The 16062-nt window shown below is 70.0% G+C and carries 18 protein-coding genes, 1 tRNA gene and 1 pseudogene; 1 reads left to right on the top strand and 19 read right to left on the bottom strand.

What is annotated here, in order from left to right:
- Nucleotides 1-57 precede the first annotated feature (57 nt).
- The 3 genes from ACE4Q9_RS13930 to ACE4Q9_RS13920 all read right to left on the bottom strand — a co-directional run bounded on the left by ACE4Q9_RS13930 (nt 58) and on the right by ACE4Q9_RS13920 (nt 4976).
- Nucleotides 58-3801, bottom strand: coding sequence for an AAA domain-containing protein (locus tag ACE4Q9_RS13930; RefSeq protein WP_397984550.1), 3744 nt, complete (start codon nt 3799-3801; stop codon nt 58-60).
- Nucleotides 3798-4211 carry a hypothetical protein gene (locus ACE4Q9_RS13925; protein WP_397984549.1) on the bottom strand — a complete coding sequence of 138 codons (414 nt, stop codon included), beginning with the start codon at nt 4209-4211 and terminating at the stop codon, nt 3798-3800. Before ACE4Q9_RS13925 ends, ACE4Q9_RS13930 begins: the two co-directional genes overlap by 4 nt.
- 276 nt (nt 4212-4487) lie before the next feature.
- Nucleotides 4488-4976 (bottom strand): YajQ family cyclic di-GMP-binding protein, encoded by a 489-nt coding sequence (locus ACE4Q9_RS13920; RefSeq protein ID WP_397984548.1) that lies wholly within the window; start codon nt 4974-4976, stop codon nt 4488-4490.
- A gap of 225 nt (nt 4977-5201) precedes the next feature.
- Here ACE4Q9_RS13920 and ACE4Q9_RS13915 point away from each other — a divergent pair.
- Nucleotides 5202-5283, top strand: a tRNA-Tyr gene (locus tag ACE4Q9_RS13915).
- Nucleotides 5284-5460: 177 nt separating this feature from the next.
- On the opposite strand, the gene ACE4Q9_RS13910 is transcribed toward ACE4Q9_RS13915, so the two are convergent.
- The 16 genes and pseudogenes from ACE4Q9_RS13910 to ACE4Q9_RS13835 all read right to left on the bottom strand — a co-directional run bounded on the left by ACE4Q9_RS13910 (nt 5461) and on the right by ACE4Q9_RS13835 (nt 16024).
- On the bottom strand, nt 5461-6831 hold the full coding sequence (locus ACE4Q9_RS13910) for a tyrosine-type recombinase/integrase (RefSeq protein WP_397984547.1): 1371 nt from the start codon (nt 6829-6831) through the stop codon (nt 5461-5463).
- 60 nt (nt 6832-6891) lie between these two features.
- A complete protein-coding gene (locus ACE4Q9_RS13905) occupies nt 6892-7080 on the bottom strand; it encodes a helix-turn-helix transcriptional regulator (protein ID WP_397984546.1) in 189 nt (62 codons plus the stop codon).
- A gap of 182 nt (nt 7081-7262) precedes the next feature.
- On the bottom strand, nt 7263-8411 hold the full coding sequence (locus ACE4Q9_RS13900; RefSeq protein ID WP_397984545.1) for a DUF3631 domain-containing protein: 1149 nt from the start codon (nt 8409-8411) through the stop codon (nt 7263-7265).
- Nucleotides 8408-8764, bottom strand: coding sequence for a hypothetical protein (locus tag ACE4Q9_RS13895; RefSeq protein ID WP_397984544.1), 357 nt, complete (start codon nt 8762-8764; stop codon nt 8408-8410). The genes ACE4Q9_RS13900 and ACE4Q9_RS13895 overlap by 4 nt, the downstream gene beginning before the upstream one ends.
- On the bottom strand, nt 8761-9663 hold the full coding sequence (locus ACE4Q9_RS13890) for a bifunctional DNA primase/polymerase (protein WP_397984543.1): 903 nt from the start codon (nt 9661-9663) through the stop codon (nt 8761-8763). Before ACE4Q9_RS13890 ends, ACE4Q9_RS13895 begins: the two co-directional genes overlap by 4 nt.
- Nucleotides 9660-9782, bottom strand: coding sequence for a hypothetical protein (locus ACE4Q9_RS13885; RefSeq protein WP_397984542.1), 123 nt, complete (start codon nt 9780-9782; stop codon nt 9660-9662). Before ACE4Q9_RS13885 ends, ACE4Q9_RS13890 begins: the two co-directional genes overlap by 4 nt.
- Nucleotides 9783-9871: 89 nt before the next feature.
- Nucleotides 9872-10348, bottom strand: a complete 477-nt coding sequence (locus ACE4Q9_RS13880) for a hypothetical protein (RefSeq protein ID WP_397984541.1) — start codon at nt 10346-10348, stop codon at nt 9872-9874.
- 207 nt (nt 10349-10555) lie between these two features.
- Nucleotides 10556-12688: an FtsK/SpoIIIE domain-containing protein gene (locus tag ACE4Q9_RS13875; RefSeq protein WP_397984540.1), complete on the bottom strand. Its 2133-nt coding sequence runs from the start codon at nt 12686-12688 to the stop codon at nt 10556-10558.
- A gap of 95 nt (nt 12689-12783) precedes the next feature.
- Nucleotides 12784-13086 (bottom strand): hypothetical protein, encoded by a 303-nt coding sequence (locus tag ACE4Q9_RS13870; RefSeq protein ID WP_397984539.1) that lies wholly within the window; start codon nt 13084-13086, stop codon nt 12784-12786.
- A 2-nt stretch (nt 13087-13088) separates the two neighbouring features.
- Complete coding sequence (locus tag ACE4Q9_RS13865) at nt 13089-13262, bottom strand: pRL2-8 (protein WP_397984538.1); 174 nt, start codon at nt 13260-13262, stop codon at nt 13089-13091.
- Nucleotides 13263-13264: 2 nt separating this feature from the next.
- Complete coding sequence (locus ACE4Q9_RS13860) at nt 13265-13582, bottom strand: hypothetical protein (RefSeq protein WP_397984537.1); 318 nt, start codon at nt 13580-13582, stop codon at nt 13265-13267.
- Between the two features lies 1 nt (nt 13583).
- Nucleotides 13584-13931, bottom strand: a complete 348-nt coding sequence (locus tag ACE4Q9_RS13855; protein ID WP_397984536.1) for an RRQRL motif-containing zinc-binding protein — start codon at nt 13929-13931, stop codon at nt 13584-13586.
- Nucleotides 13932-14353: 422 nt separating this feature from the next.
- Nucleotides 14354-15028, bottom strand: a pseudogene (locus ACE4Q9_RS13850) (hypothetical protein); the annotation flags it as partial.
- Nucleotides 15025-15309, bottom strand: coding sequence for a hypothetical protein (locus ACE4Q9_RS13845; RefSeq protein ID WP_397984535.1), 285 nt, complete (start codon nt 15307-15309; stop codon nt 15025-15027). The gene ACE4Q9_RS13845 and the pseudogene ACE4Q9_RS13850, both read right to left, overlap by 4 nt.
- Nucleotides 15306-15755, bottom strand: coding sequence for a Pycsar system effector family protein (locus ACE4Q9_RS13840; RefSeq protein WP_397984534.1), 450 nt, complete (start codon nt 15753-15755; stop codon nt 15306-15308). The genes ACE4Q9_RS13845 and ACE4Q9_RS13840 overlap by 4 nt, the downstream gene beginning before the upstream one ends.
- The gene (locus ACE4Q9_RS13835; protein WP_397984533.1) at nt 15752-16024 is read right to left on the bottom strand and encodes a DUF6284 family protein; all 273 of its coding nucleotides are present in this window, start codon (nt 16022-16024) and stop codon (nt 15752-15754) included. Before ACE4Q9_RS13835 ends, ACE4Q9_RS13840 begins: the two co-directional genes overlap by 4 nt.
- Nucleotides 16025-16062: the final 38 nt, after the last annotated feature.

Raw genomic sequence — 16062 nt, 5'->3', positions numbered from 1 at the left:
TCGCAACGTGTGATCACCCCGGAACCGCGATTCCGGGGTGATCACGGCGTTGAGCCTTCAGGAGCGTGGTGAACGAGGTAGTCCGGTCGTGTCGTCGTACAGGCGCCAGGCGGGTACGCGCAGCGCGCCATCGCCGTCTGCGGTGGCGAGTAGTTGCCGCCGCCGGAGCATCAGGCGCAGATGACGGCCGGCGTCGGTCGCGACGTCGTGTCCGAGGTCGAGGAGAACTGCCCGCACACTCTGATCGCTTCGGGTCACGGCATCGGCTCGGTGGCCGTTCACTGCGGCATCGAGCTCGACGGTCGATCCGGGTTGGCTGGACAGCTGGGTGTACAGCCGCTTCAGCAGTTCGTTGTATCCGTCGTGGTCGGCTCGGTCGGGCGCGTCCGTCGAAGCGGAAGCCCGGAACAGGGCAGCGCCGACTCCGCCACGTTGCTGCCAGAGGCCGGCATCGCCCACAACGATCAGGTGTGAGCGAGCACGGGTGATGGCGACGTTCCACAGGTTGAGCTGTCGGTCGATCCAGCTGATCGCACCGGGGTGCATCCCCTCACCCGCGACCAGGGAGAAGATCACCACGTCGCGTTCGCCACCCTGGAAGGTGTGGACCGTCCCGGTGCGGACCCGCTCCGGATCGTGATCACGGAGGCGCCGCTTCAGCGCTTCCTCCTGGGCCTTGAAGGGGGTGACCACCCCGATGGATGCTTCGGGAGGGAGATCCTTGAGCAGGCTCCGGACGAAGCTCTCCACCTTGGTGATCTCGCCCTCATTGACCCAGGAGCTACCCGAGCGTGGCCTTGCCGCCGGAGCCCTGACATCTGACCAGAAGAGCGCTGGTCGGTCCAGCGACGGTCGCGATCGGACGTCAGTGAGAACGGTCAGCCGGCCGTCGTAGAAGAGATGGTTGGAGACGGCGGCGATCGCCGGATGGCAGCGGAAGTGCTCGTCCAGGAGCATGCTCCTGCCCGCGGCCCGCTCCGCGGCGTGGAAGGCACTGTGTCGCCGGTAGGCGAGTTGGTGGCGCTCGAGCCAGTCCGAGCGCAGGCCGCTTCCCCGCCGGACCACCGATTCGCGCTCCGGACCGATCTTGGCGATGTGCGGGAGTTGCATGGCATCGCCGATGATCAATGCTCGACGTGCCCGAAACAGCAGGGGGAGTACATGGGGGATGGCACACTGGCTGGCCTCGTCGACGATCACCAGGTCGAACAGGGCGGCATCCGGCGGGAAACGTCGGGCAGAGAGGCTGGTCACCGCCCAACCTCGAACCGAGGGCAGCACCGACTTGACCGCGGGCCAGTCACTCCCGCCGGCGTCGCGAGCGGTCAGCAAACCCATGATCGCCGACCGCCCGGCACGGGCCGCCGTCCGCACCACGCTGTCGAGCAGTATGCCGCTGGCCGAGCGCACCCCTGACTCGACGTTGTCGAGCTTCTCGGTCAGCAGGGCGTCGTCCAGGACGGTCAATGTGTGCTCGCGTCCGCTGCGCCAGTCCTGTTCGGCCGTGGCGAAATCCGCCAGAGCGGAGCAGACTTCGGCGGTCGGCCGCCCGGCGGGGTCGATCCCGACCCGGCGCAGCAATCGCTTGCGGCGCCTTTCGCCGAAGAACCAGGCATGTGCCAGTCCTGTGGCCTGACGGGCCAAGCGCTCCGGATCGTCAACGCCCAGCAGCTCGACCAGATCGCGGACCGGGGTGCCGAGTCGATCAGCATGCTGTTCTCGTGCCTCGCCGGTCCGGAGCAGCGCACGCTCGGCACTTGCGATCCGGGCGAATTCCTCCTGCAGCTGCGACAGTTGGCCGGCCGCGACGTCGACCTCCAACTCGGCGGTCTTGGTATTGCGGTCCGGAGCGGGAGCCTCCAGCAGCTTGCGCAGAGTCGCGGTTTCGATCTCCCGGTAGTCGACCTCGCGCCCGGTCGACCCTGTGCGCACAATGCTTCCCGGCGAGAGCTGTTCGCAGCGTCGCCAGACCTCGTCCACAGCCTGGTTGTTGGTGGAGGCGATCAGTACCCGCTCGCCGGCGGCCAGGGCGGTGGCGACGAGGTTGGCCACCAACTGGCTCTTGCCGGTACCGGGGGGTCCGGTGGCCACGGTGAGTCGACGCGTCATCGCCGACCGCAGTACGGCTGACTGCGCCTCGTTGGAAGGCAGCGGTGTCACCAGCCGGACCGATTCGGGCTTTCGCTCGTCGGGCGCGGAGCGCTCTTCGGGTATCGGGGAGAGCGCCGCGAGCGAGGTCCGCCCGATCTCGGAGACCTTCTTGGCGATGCTGTCGAAGTCGGCCAGCAGCTTCTTGGTTGCCTTCGAGTCCCGAGGCGCCAGGAAGAGCACGGCGGAGTTTCGTGCACCATTGCCCGGTGTGCGGACGTCGATCCGATCGGCCAGCTGATCGGGGCGAGGCTCTTGGATGCATGGCAGCTCGTACTCCTGCATCAGGAGATTGCGGACGTCCACGGCCATTCGGTCATGCTGTCCGGCGTGCCAGGTGGGCTGGTAGGTCTCCGAGAGCTCTGCGGCTTCCTCTTTGCCGAGCCATTCCTCGGCAAAGCGTGGATGCGGGACGACCGGCCCGTAGGGCTTGAGGCGGGCGCTGCCCTCGTGATGCACCACCTCGACTCGGCGCACCAGGAGCGGAGCGAACTTCGGGGAGAGCCAACTCCTGCCGTTCCGGGGACCGTTGATGAGAACAACTGGGTACCCGGCCCAGAGGTCGGCATCCTGGGCCGCGGCGGCCTCGATCAGGTCCGTGGCCTCGGACGGTACTTCGGTGCAGTCGTCCTCATCCAACTCGCCGGACAGCAGGCGCTCCGATCCGGTGAGGCAGACGTACGAGGTGCCGTGATCGTGAACGGACATGAGCGGAGTGTCCGCCTCGTCCGACAGCACGCACTCACGGTAGTAGGTGAGGAGTTCGGACCAGCCCGGCTGGCTCCGGCCCGGCGATACCGCCTTGGGGCTCTGAGTGGTCGAAGGAGTCTGGGAAGGAGCCCGCCGGGTGAAGGGTGCGAGTCTCGGAGCGCTGCCGACAGGGCAACTGGCGAGGACCATCCGATCGTCGACACAGTGGGCTGACTTGACCGGAATCTGGCTTGATCCCTTGGCACGCATGCGTCGGTTGACGTAATCGAACAGCTCGCCAACGGAGACTTCGCCGGTCCCGCTCTTGCTGACCTTGCCGGTGCGCAGGGCTTCGACGACCTCCGCGGTGAAAGCCGACGGCTCGACCACGCCATTGTTCTGGGCGCCGCTGTAGGAGTCCTCACCCGCTCGTGAGGACGAGAGCACATAGACACCGTGGCTGCGCAGTGGTGAGTCCTCGCCGGACTTCGCGGCCGCGGGAGCGGAACGATCCGTCGTCCGCAGGCCGACCGCGAAGCCACCGCTCCGGCAGCAGTCGATCATTACGACCTTCTGCCTCGCCCAGCAGGCTTCCAAGCGCTCGTTGACGAAGCCCGCACCGACAGCGGTCGCGGCGACCCGGTCGTAGTCGGTGTCCTTGGCCACGAAATGGAACTCGCCGCCCGCGCTGGCGGAGAGCCTGGTGCCGTGACCGGAGATGTAGAGCAGCGCAAGTTCGTCCTGATCACAGCTTTCGAGGAACTCGCTGATCTCGTACTGCATGTCGTCTGCAGTGAGGTCGGCGGCCGTCTTCACGGAGACGAAGGCGCCGATGCTCCGGTGCTCAAGCACCTGTGCCAGGTGCCAGATGTCGGCCTGGGTGGACGGCAGGGAGCCGAAGCGGCCGTCGTCGTAGTTCTCGTTGGCGATCAGCAGCGCGCGGCGGCGCACCAGACGGGTCACTCCTGCTCGCCTTCAGGGGCAGCCGGTTCGTCGGCGTGGTCGAGGAAGGCGCGAATGATGCGCTCCTGCGCGTCGTCGGGGCGACCGGTCACGGTGATTGACCGGTCTCCTTCGGTGATCTCCACCTTGCGGTGGCGGTCCTTGGCACACCATTCCTTGATCAGCTCGATCAGGACACGCGAGGCCGGCCTGACCGCTGCGGCGGCGACGCCAAGCGCGGTGATCTCCGAGACCACTCCGCCTTTACGGTCGTCATGCGTGGGTGCGCCTTCCTCGGCGGTCAGGAACGTCGGCTCGGCAGCACCAGCCCGTTGGAGTGCGTCGTGCAGATCCCGGGTGAGGCGTTCCTGGCGGAGCGTGTCGCCGCCGGCGAGCACCTCTAACCGCCACAGCGGTTGCTCCTGACTCATGCTGTCCCCCTTGCTTGATGCCGGCGGGCCACTTGACGGGCTGAGGACAGGTTACGCCGATGGGTCATTCTGGGTGATCGGTCGATCACTGGCTGATCCGCCATCGACGTCCAGGACCAAGTCCTCCGAGGCGTCGAACGTTCCCGACACCTACGCCCCCCGAGGCCAACGACGAGGGCACAACGAGGGCGGCGGTGGAGTCGGTCCTCGCCGGAATGCCCTGGTTGTGCCCTGTGGTCGCCTAGCTGACGCGTTTCCGCAGGTCAGCACAGTGTTCTAGCGGTAGTTGACGAACTGAAGCGCGAAGTCGAAGTCCTTGCCCTTCAGGAGGGCGATCACGGTCTGGAGGTCGTCGCGGCTCTTGGAGCTGACGCGCAGCTCATCGCCTTGGACCTGGGCCTTGACGCCCTTGGGGCCCTCGTCGCGGATGATCTTTGCCACCTTCTTGGCGTTCTCCTGGGAGATGCCCTCCTCGATCGAGGCGAAGATCTTGTACTCCTTGCCGGACAGCTGGGGCTCGCCCGCGTCCAGCGCCTTCAGCGAGATGCCCCGCTTGATCAGCTTGGACTGGAAGACGTCGAGGACGGCCTTCACCCGCTCCTCGGAGTTCGCCTCCATGAGGATCTTCTCCCCCGACCACGCGATCGAGGCGCCGACGCCCTTGAAGTCGTAGCGCTGGGAGATCTCCTTGGCGGCCTGGTTGAGGGCGTTGTCGACCTCCTGCCGCTCGACCTTCGAGACGATGTCGAAACTGGAGTCGGCCATGTCCTGTGGCTCCTTGTATCGGGTGCGTATCGGGTGCGTGCCGGCGTGCGTGGCGGCGGCCGCCGGGCCCGGCATCCAGCCGGGCCGCATCCGCACCAGCCTAGCCACCCCATGACCCGAGGGCTGGAGATCAATCGGGTGGCGAAGCACCCCCGTGGATCGGGTATTGTTTACGTCGTTGCCGGGGAACACCGCCGAAAGCGGGTTCGAATTGGCAGCAACCTTGGCGGTGTGCCCGAGCGGCCAAAGGGAGCAGACTGTAAATCTGCCGGCTCAGCCTTCCCAGGTTCGAATCCTGGCGCCGCCACGCTGAGGGAAACCCCCTCCGACCTGCTGAAAAGCGGGACGGAGGGGGTTTCTTCGTATTCGAACATGCTGATTCGAACGATGCTCGAAAAGCGAGGCTTGTCTCACCTGGTCTCAGGTGTGACCCGATCCTGATCGGAGCGTGTCCCCCAGGTGTCCCCCGGGGGGACGTGCTCTTTCAGTGCCATTCCCGCAGGCCAGCCTCAATCTGGCGGTTCGCTCGGTCCTGGGCCTGTGCCAGAACCTTCGCGTAGACCCGCAGGAGCACAGCCACGGAGTGCCCGGCCCTACGCGCTACCTCCATGGGATCGACCCCAGAGAAGAGCCAGAAGGAGACCCCGGCGCACCGCAGGTCGTACGGCCGACGGGCGAGCGGGGACGCCACCTCGGAGGGGGGCAAGGCGGCGCTCCGGGCTTCCGCCCAAACCTCTCCGTAACCCGTGTCCTGAATCACACCGCCGCGGCTGGTGCGGAACAGGCGCCCATCCGGTGCCGCACCGAATCGCTCGAAGTGCCACCGGAGCATTGCGACGAAGTGCGGCGGGATCGGCACGACTCGCGAGTCCCGCACCGCTCGGGCCTTCAGGTGGCGCTCTTGGTGGGCCCGGTCGTCGTCTGTCCAGTTGTGGCCGGCATGGACGATGCCGCCGCGCAGCGTGAGGCGGCCCCACCCGTGTTTGGGGAGATGACACTGTGACGCCTTCAGGCCCACGGCCTCAGCGGGGCGCATGGCGGCGTAGTAGAGGCACCCGAAGAAGGCTTCGAGGTGCGCGCCACGTTCCCCCTGTGCGCGTACCGCTTCGAGTAGTTCCCGGACTTGGCGCGGATTGGCGACACTCGCCGGGTCGACTTCCTCCGTGGACTTGGGGGCCGTCCACTTCACCGTGGTCAGGGGGTTCACGGGGATGGTGAAGTACCGCCGTTCGACCGCGAGTCCGAGAACGTCGCTCAGACAGGCTCGCTTGCGGCGGGCGGTACGCCCCGCGGCCGGGGAGCCGTCGAGCAGCGTCGACAGGGCGTCCAAGGCCGTGCGGAGCGTCGCGGGGTCTTCAAGCGCTGAAATGGCCACGGAGTTCTTCTCCACCCACCGAAGAGCCTCAGCCACCTCGCTGGGAGGCTCTTGGCCCCAACGGCTCTTGTTGTACGCCCAGCCGTACAGAGCCCTGCGGAGCACTCTGGGCGCCGGGCGTCCGGCCGTGGTCTTCACTAGCGCAGGCGTGAGGGTGGCGAGGGCGTCAGCATCGTTGCGGCGAGACTTGGCCGGGAGGCGGTCCCATCTGCCGTCCACATACGCCCGGGTGTGCTCGTACCAGGTCACGGAGCCGTTCAGGGCGCGGAGTTCCGAGGCGGGCAGGCCCGTCTCCACGTCGAACTGCTCTCCCTTGCGGAGAGCGGTCATCAGCTCGGATCGGCGGCCGTCTGCCTGGGCTTTGACGGTGTAGCTCTTGGAGTGCTTCTGAGTGCCGACGAGCCAGCGGACGCGATAGGGCTTAGGGCGGTCTCGGCGGGTTTCGATGCTGTACACGCGAACGTCGTACGTGAGGGGCATTGCTCTCCAGGCAGCGAAAGGGCCCGCCCTCTCAGGGCGGGCCCGATGGGGTGGTGCGGTTCAGGCGGCGTGTTCGGTGCAGCGCTCCCACCACGCGTCCAGGTCGGCGCGGCTGATGCGGACTTGGCCGTTGGGGAGCTTGCGGAGCTTGGGAGCTTGTCCGCGGGCCCGCATTCGGTAGAAAGCAGCGCGGCTCACGCCGATCTCTTCGAGCACTTCCGGGAGCTTCAGCATCTTGGTGCCGGCCAAGGTGGTGACTCCTTCTCGGGGTGACGACTGGGGGGACCCTCTGGGGGCCGCTACTTCCGCTACCTCCGCTACCGCGCAGGTCAGGGGCCTGTTCGGGGTAGCGGGAAGGGGTAGCGGTAGCGGATGGGTAGCGGCGGGGTAGCGGCTCGCGGTGGTGCTTGCCGCTACCCCGTTATTGCTGGTCAGGCCACGTTTTCGGTGTCAGGTAGCGGAGGTAGCGGACTTTCCGGGGGCGGGGGGCAGTAGCGGGCCCACGCGTCTGCGAGATCGGCGGCGTAGTAGCCCTTGAGGACGCTCCCGGCGGTCTTGATGTTGCGGGAGGTGATGGGCTCGTTGTCGGCCGTCATGTACTCGGCGAGCATCCGGGACAAGCGCCGGTTGTCGAGCGGCTTGCCGTGGAGGTCGGCCCACGGGGCATCGTCCATGGCGTTGAGCCGGTCGAGGATGGCCACCGTGGGCAGGCGGTCGATGCCAACCATGACCTGGTCGCGCAAGTCGGTGAGCAGCCGGACGCCGAGACTGCCCTTGTCGTTGGCCTTGGACGCGGTGACCAGGGCCACGCACGCTGCGCGGGCCCGGTCGGGCCAGTCCCCGCCGGCGGCGTCCGCGACCGCGAGCAGCGGTTCCCACACGTCCGCCGGCCGGTCCGTGACACCCTCGGGCATGGTCGGCCACACGTTCATGACTCGCTCGCTGACCTGCTCCGCCCAGGTGGCGAGCCGGTCGCGCAGGGCGAACCCCTCCTTCTCGTGGATGCGGGTGCGGTAGGGCTCGATCTTCTCGTTGCGGGCTCTGCGGCGCATGCGGATGTTGACGGAGCGGTCCCGGATAGTGTCGGGCAGGTAGCCGAGTCCGGCCACGGCGACGGCAGCGTAGGAGTGGAACGCCTGCACGGTCTGGTTCGCGCCGTCTCCCACGCAGCGGAACATCGGCCGATTGCGGCGGTGTCCTGCGTTGATAAATCCCCGGAGTTGCTCGTTCTCCCCGGCCTTGGGGCCGAAGATGGTGTCGATCTCATCGAAGAGGATCGTGGGCCGCTTGCCGTCGACCCCAGCCACCGCGCGGAAGAGCGCGGCGGCGGAGGCGTCGACAGCGGCCATCGGGTTGGGCACGAGCGTTTCCACGATCTCCAGCGCCCGAGACTTCCCGGACCCCGGTTCGGGGGACAGGAAGGCAAGGCGCGGGGTGGACTCGAAGCAGTCGAGCAGATGGGCGTGCGCGTCCCAAAGGACCACGGCCACGTAGGCGGCCTCGTACGGGAAGACGTTGAAGCGGCGGTGGAAGGCTTCTACCTCATCGAGCAACGCGGCCCCGTCGATGGTGGGGGTCATGCGGCGGCCCTTCCTTCCTGGTTGGTGCGCAGGGGGCAGGTGTCGCGGTGGGCGGTGTGGTCGGTGATGAGGGCGAGCACCCGCTTGTGGCCGATGGCGCTGCGGTTCCAGCCGCACAGGCACCGTGAGGTGGCCGTGGGGGTGGCGCCGCGCGGTGCGCTGATGTGGAGCCATGCGACGGGGTAACGGCCGTCGCCGGCGTGCGGGTCAGAGCGAAGAGCAGTTCGGACGCCCTTACGGGCGGCGTCTTTCGGCTCGCCCACGGCCGCCGGGGGCGCGGCCTGTTCGGCGGCGCCCGGGTGGTCCGGGGCAGGGGTGATGCTCTTCAGAGAGGGGCGGGCGGGGGTGCTCATGCCGCCTCCCTGCGGGGCGGGTTGTGGGCGATGGACCAGTTCAGTGCGCTGCGGAGAGTGGTGCGGCACTCGGCAGCCGGCAGTCCCGCCGCCTCCCCCGCCCCTTGAAGAGCCTCCTCAACCACGTGCCGGGCGAGGTCGCCGGATGCGACGAACCGCCCCAGCGCCCGCGCGGCCCGCAGCAGCGCGGTGTTGCGCCCTCCCTCACGGGCCCCAGCGACCGCGGCGGCTTCCCGGGTGAGCGCGGCTTCGGCGTACCGGAAGCTCTGTCCCGCGCCCGCCGCGGGCAGCGGGGTGGGATGCCGGTTGACGGGGTGGGGCGGCACGAGCAGCGCCATAAGCCATGCGGGGAGCGGGCGGAGCAGTGCCGGGCCCTCCAGCGTGTACGGGGTGCCGTCGACTACGCTTCCGGCGGCGACGACGTAGCCGCCGTGGGCGCGGGTGTCCACGAGCGGGGCGAGCGTGCCGGCCGTGTTGTGGAGGCGGGCAGCGGCGGGGGCGGTGAAGTACAGATGGGTGCCGCCGCTCGCGGTCCGGATCGTGCGGGTGCGGGGGACGGGCTGCCCGTTGCGCTCGCAGAGCGCCTGGAAGGTCGCCGCGCCGTCAGGCGCGTCCGAACTGCCCTTGTCTTTCGGTACGTCCAGGTCGACCACGAGCAGTCCGGAAGGGCCGCACGCGAGGCCGATGTTGTACGGCGCCTGACTCCAGGCGGCGCGGATGCGGTCGGGGTCGGTGGTGGCTCGCTGCTCCCACTTCAGGTGACCGTGCGCGCACGGGCCGGTGCCGGGGCAGGAGGTCTCGCCGTGCAGGGCGGGCCGCTTCGTACCCGGGCGCAGGGGGAAGACGTGCCAGCCGCGCCCGGCCGCGTCCAGGGCCGCGTTCAGCAGGTGCTCACTCATGCCGCCGCCTCCAGCGCCGGGGGGAGCTGGGCGAGGGCGGCGCGGCCCTGGCAGCAGTACAGGTCCAGTAAGCGCGGATGCTGCCCGCGTACTCGCCGGATGGTGGTGAGTTGGGTCATGCTGGATGTCTCCAGTTCTCTTTGACAGTGCTGGATGACAAGGGCGGCCCCGCATCATTGGCGTGAGGTGGGGGCCGCCCTTGGCGTTGCTACTGGTGGTTGGTGGTCTTGGCCCAGACGCCGCGGGTCGTGGTGGTGACGTTGCGCTGGTCCTGGTGGACGGGGCCCTCGTAGTGGTGGTGGACGGTCGGGGCGGGCTTGGCGCGCTTGGCGAGCCGGGCGAGGGCGAGGACGAGGGCGGTGGGGGCGCCGAAGACGATGGCGCACACCGCGGGGTCGGCGTACTGGGAGACGTACATGACCACGGCGGAGGCGAGGCCGACCATGGAGGCGCTGGCGCCGCCGGCGAGCATGAGCACGCTGGCGTCGGTGGCGCCCTGGCTCATCGGCGGCCGGCCGGGCTGCGCGACGGGCGGGGTGGTGCCGATGACGGCCGTGGGGCTGGCGTCGTTCAGACGCGCTTCCCGGATGGCGTTGTCGATGGCTGCCTGAACGATGGCGTCGGCGAGCGGGGTGGCTTCCTGTCCGGTCGCAGGCGTGGCGTTGGCGGTGGTTTCCGGGTACATGCGGAATCCCTTCCGGTGCTGGGTTGGGGAGGCGAGCGCACCCCCTTCGGGGTGCCGTGTGGAGGGGGTTTCAGGGGGCTGACCTGGGGTGCCTCCCCGCCTCCCTGATCGGGTGTTTTCGCTGATCAGCGTGGGGGAGGCGGTCCGGGGAGGAGGTTGGGGAGTTCTCCCCGCCTCCCCGGACCGGGGCGGTTTGCCTCCCCGTGTTCAGGAGGCGGAAGCGGAACCCTCGTCGTCGCGTTCGGCGAGGGCGCGGAGGACGTCGTCGCGGCGGACGTTCATCAGGCCGTGCGACTTGTACGCCTCGACGCCGGCCGCCTCCAGCACGCGCTTGAGGTCGTTGAACGTCCAGTCGCCGTAGGCGTCGTGGCTGAGCGTGTCGAGCCGCTTGAGGATGTCCCGGGTGAGCGCCCGGTCCGCGTCGCCGAACACGGCGGCGATGTCGGCGAGCGCGTCCCGCTCTTCGTCGTCGGACTCGATCGCGCGCAGGGTGGTGACACCGTCGCGCAGGGCCTTGGCCCGTGCTGCGATCTCGGCGGCCGGTTCATCGTCGATGAAGTGGGTGCGCACCGTGATGGAGGACTGGCCGGCAGGGATCGTGATGCCGTCCGAGGCGACGACGAGCGTGCCCTTGTCGAGGCCCTGGCGCAGCAGGTGCGGGGCGGCGCCGCCGTCCACGGCCTTGTCACCGAGCGCCATGCGGGCCTGGGATTCGGTGCCGAGCACGAGGGAGGCGCGGGTGTGGGCGCCTTCGCGCACCAGCTTGGGCAGGTTCTGGTCGGTGGGGTCCTGGGTGCCCTGCCACATCAGCACGTCGACCGCGCGGCCCTGGTTGTGGATCTTGCGGACCGCCATGAAGTAGCGGGAGGTGGCCTTGGAGCCGCCGTAGGGCCGCTTGTCGTCGCCGACGACCGGGCACATGAACGCGAGCTGGGCTTCGTCCACCAGCACGATCAGCGGCTCGAACACGGCGCCCGGGTCGCGGCGGCGTTCCTCGATCCGGCGGTTCATCTCCTCCACCGCGTCCTCGACCATCTCGGTCGCCTGGATCACGTGCTCGTCCGAGGGGCCCTCGATCAGCACCTTCGCGATGCCCTCGAACATGGCCCAGTCGCCGATGCCCTTGAGGTCCGCGATCCAGAACTGCACCGACCGGTCGAGCGCCAGCCACAGGGCGAGCGCCCGCAGGGAGGCGGTCTTGCCCTGGTTCGACAGGCCGGTGACCAGGAGGTGGCGCTGGTACAGGCTGATCGTGGCGGCGTCCCCGCGCAGATCCTGACCCCACGGGGCCTTGCCGGTCTTGTAGTTGGCGGTCACCGTCTCGTCGGTGACCAGCGGGGACGGACCGATCGGCTCGTCCAGCGCCCCGGAGTCCGCGATCCACAGCCGGACCGTGCGGGCCGCCTGCGGGATCGTGATGAACACCTCGTGCTCGTGCCGGGACAGGTTCTCCGCGAGCTTCTTCCGCCTGCTCTGCACCTCGTCGGTCGACACCCCCGAGGGCAGGGTCACGTCGACCTCGACGCCGCATCCGGCGATGGTGATCGGGGACAGCATCGAGGCGCCGGCGTCGCCCATCTCCGTGATGGCCTTGCGCAGCGTCGTCACGCCGAGGTCGCGCAGGGCCTTGACCACGATGGACGGGGTGATCGGCTCCCCCTCGCCGTTGCGGATGTTGGCGGGCAGGGCCCACTGGGGTGCGGCGTGCTGGTGGGCGCCGACCGACCACAGGGCGAGCAGGGCGAGGAACGGCCCGATCGTGATCGCGGGCCCCCACACCACCCGCACGATGGTGATCATCAGGTTGATGAACTTGATGACCGCCATCAGCGGCGTGACGACCTCGGTGGGGTCCTTCGTGGCGACCGCCATCGCGATCCCGAGCAGGACCAGGCCGCCGACGCCCATACCGGCGCTGATCCCCACGCCCTTGGCGGCGTCCAGGGGGGAGTGGAGCAGGTCCATGCGGCGGCGGTGGCGGGCCTCACGGAAGCGCTGCCCGCGCTCCTCCCACTCGGCGGCGGCCTCGTGGTTGCCCGCGGCTTCCGCCGCACGCAGCATGCGTTCGTAGCGGGCGGCGGTCCGCCCGTCCCACGCACGGCGGGCCACGATCCGCGCCCCGCCGGCCACGTAGAGGCTGTGGCGGGCGGCGGTGCGGGCGGCGTTGACGGTGCGCTCGTCGGTGGCGATACGGCGGACGGCCCGCCCGGAGCGGACCCACAGCGGAACCGACGCGGGCGGCTCCGCGGCCTGGTCCGGGACCACGGTCAGCGTGGTCACCACGGCCGCATCGGTCGGCGGGTCGGTGTCCTTGTGCAGGTGAACGACGGTGCCGCTCATGACGGCAGACTCCTGACTGCCCTACACAGGGCGGAAGTTGATGGGGCATCCGGGCCCCGCCCGGCAGAGGGCGCGGGCGGGGCCCGGATGCGCGGTCAGCGGCCGGATTCGGTGTGGTTCTCGGCGCGGCTGAGCCGGGACGGGTCGGTGCGGGGGCCGTCGAGCCAGCAGAAGGGGCGGATGCCGGCGGCGGCCGTGAAGACGCGGATGGATGCGCCGGGCGGGGCGTCGGGTAACGGGTAGACGCGGCCCCCGTCCAGGGACGCCAGCAAGCGGGCGCCGTGGTGCTCGCAGCCATCCGCGCCAGCGTTCTGGGCGTCCAGCACGCTCACCACGACCGGGCCCCCGCAGACGGTGGGGTCGTCCGGGTGCGCGGCCGGACAACGGTGGTGGTTCATGGTCACCACCAGAAGGAGGACTTCTTCGGCACCAGGTAGGGGCAGCCGTTGCGCATGTGGTCCACGCACTCGGGGCAGTCCTCACGCGGCCCCAGGTGACGGTGGGCGTTGCGGGAGTCGTAGGCGTGCTGCCAGCACTGCGGGCACTCGCCGGGAGGCGTCTCGGGGATGGCCATGGTCACCACCACCCCGACGACTTCTTGGAGGCGTTCTCGGCGGCGGCCTCGTTCACGATCCGCTGCCGCTCGACCTGCAACGCGGTGATCTCGGCGACGAGGCGGGTCTCGGCGCTCTGCCAGGCGGTGTCCAGCTTGCGGTCGGCGCGGGCGGTGCCGTTGCCGCGGTGCAGGTTGTAGGCGCCGGAGGTGACCGCGCCGAGCACGGCGCGGCGCTCGCGCCCGTTCAGCGGCCACATCTCCTGGTTGCGGACGGCCTCAAGCATCCGCTCGGTCTGCTGAATCGCCTTGTCCAGGCGGCGGGTGTCGGGCTTGCCCATGTCAGGCACTCCTCAAAGCTTGGGAGGGTTCGGGGAAGGCGCAGGGGGTGCACATGCCGAGCGAGGCGGGGATGACGTAGCCCGCATCCGCGCGGCACTGCGGGCAGATGCGGCGCGCGGCGTTCGCCCGGTCCAGGGCCGCCCGCTTCGCCGGGGTCATCGGCCGGACGGGTTTGGCGAGGCCGAGGCGGTAGAGGTAGGCGACCAGCGGCCCGCGCCGGCGGCGCGGACGCTCCAGCTGGGCGGCCACCGGCTGGCCACCCGGCCGCAGCCCGCAGGCGCGGAGCTGGCGGCGGGTGGCGTAGCCGTCCGGGGCAAGGCGCCACCGGAACACCGGAAGCGCGGCCATCACGCGGCCCGCTCGGCGAGCAGCGCGTCACGCAGCATGCGGGCGTTGGCCGGTGAGGTGCGCAGTTCTCGGCGGATGCCCTCGGCCGTGATCTGAGCGGTGCTGAGTCCGGCCGTCGCCTTGCGTGCCTGGTCCAGCAGTTCCTCAGGGGTCCGGCGGGTCCGGGGCGTTTTCGCAGCCGCCGGGACCCGGCCGGTCACCCGACGCGGCCGGGGCGACTCCGCCGCACTGGTGCGGGCGGGGGCCGCCTCGATCGGCACCGGCCGGACGACCGGAGCGACCGCCGGGATCGGCTTGCCCGGGGTGGCCTGCTTGCCCAGATCGACCGGCACAGGATCGGGCACCACAAGCCGGGTCAGTGTGACCGTGGCCGGGGTCGATTCCGGCTGGTCAGCGATAGACCGTTCTCGACCGTTCCCGGTCGATTCCTCCGCATTCGCATCGATGGTCGGCGCGGTGTTCCAGGCGGGCAGTTCCCACCCGGTGGCGACGCTGGCGAGTGCCTGCCCTGTGCCGTCGCCCTGCCGGGCCCCTTCCAGTTCCGACCAGGCCCCGGCGAGGTGGCCGGCGGTCTTGGCCTGGACGCGGGCGACGCGGGCACCGGCTGTTGTCACGGCGGTGAGCCGGGTTTCCTCGGTCACCGCCCCGGCCCGCAGCCGGGCACGGGCCACGGCCGCTTCGTCCCGCGCTTCCTGCTGGATCGACTGGATCTGATCGAGCGCGGTCGCGGTGAGCGCGGTCCGCTCCCACAGCCCGTGGACCAGCCACAGCGCCTTCGCGGCGATCGGAAGCCACGCCACGGCCAGCCACGCACCGATCGCGTGCTCTGCGGTCAGGGCGTGGGTGATCAGGACACCGGTCGCGATGATCCCGAAGAACCAGCCGACCGCAGTCACGGTCCGGCTGTGGTCGCCCTGCGCGGCGAGGCGCCGCTCGTAGGCGAGGGTGGCCAGCCATCCTCCGTCGATCCCGAGACCGACGACCAGGGCCACCGGCCACGGCATCGCGGCACCGAGCCACATCACGACCACGGCCAGCGTGAGAACCATCGAAACGGCCGTCATCGCGACCGCGGGCAGCACGGTCTTGGCCTTCATGCCGCACCCCCACGATCGATCCAGGGGGTGTAGGTGACCGGTGCGCCGGCCGTCCACTGGTTCAGCATGGCGGCGGCGGGGCCCAGGTTGTGGCCGTTGTCGAGGACACCGGACAGGACGACCCGTGCGTGGCTGGCCCTGTCGTGCATGAGCACGTGGTAGGCGCGTTCGTCGGCGTCGGTCAGGCCCGGCAGGGGAAGGTCCAGCGCCTCGTGCACCGCCCGCAGCAGCGCCACGACCGGCTCCGGAAGGGAGTCGATCCGTACGGCCGGCCCGCTCATGCCGCACCCCCGAAGGCGAGCAGGGCGGCGAGGACGAGCAGGGCGCCGCCGGCCAGGGTGAGGTCGACCGCTCGGCGCAGGCCGGCGAACTTGCGCACCGCGAGGCGGGACAGACCCGCGATGTCGGCGGCGAGGTCCTCGGAGAGGGCGTCGGTGATCTGCTCGGGGGTGAGGGTGGCCCACAGGGGGAAGCCGTGCCGGCCGCCGAGGTGGGGGCGGACCGACCACAGCAGCAGCCCGGCGGCCACCAGCAGCAGCGCCATACCGGCGCCGCCGACGATGCGGGCGGGCCCGGTGAGGTGGAGGCCGCTACCGACGCTCCACCCGCCGGCCAGCACGGCGCCGACGAAGGCGAGCAGGAGGGAGGTCTTGCTGTCGGTGCGCGAGATCTCTGCCTTCACCTCGGCGTGCGCGGCGGTCAGGGTCTGTCCGGTCGTGGCGCTCATGCGGCACCCCCCGGCAGGCTCGCCGTGGCGGCGGTGCGGTTCGCCAGCGCCGCCCGCTCCGCCAGGACCCGGCGGCGGGCCCGGCGGATGCGGCGGGCGTCCAGCTCGCTCGGGATGCGGTCCAGGGTGATGATCTGCGCGTCGAGCAGGTCGACGTCCGCCAGGATCAGCGGCATCTCCTCCTCGATCGCGTCCAGCTCCGCATCCGTCGGCTCGATCCAGTCGGCGAACGCGGTAACAGCGTCCTGAACAGTGACGATGTGACTCATTGGGTCGTGTACTCCCTTGCAGGCGAAGCGGCCCGAAC

It is taken from the genome of Streptomyces sp. AM6-12 (assembly GCF_044327085.1).
Classification (GTDB): Bacteria; Actinomycetota; Actinomycetes; order Streptomycetales; family Streptomycetaceae; genus Streptomyces.
Note: the sequence above shows the minus strand (reverse complement) of the source record. Positions and strands in the feature narration are given on the sequence as shown.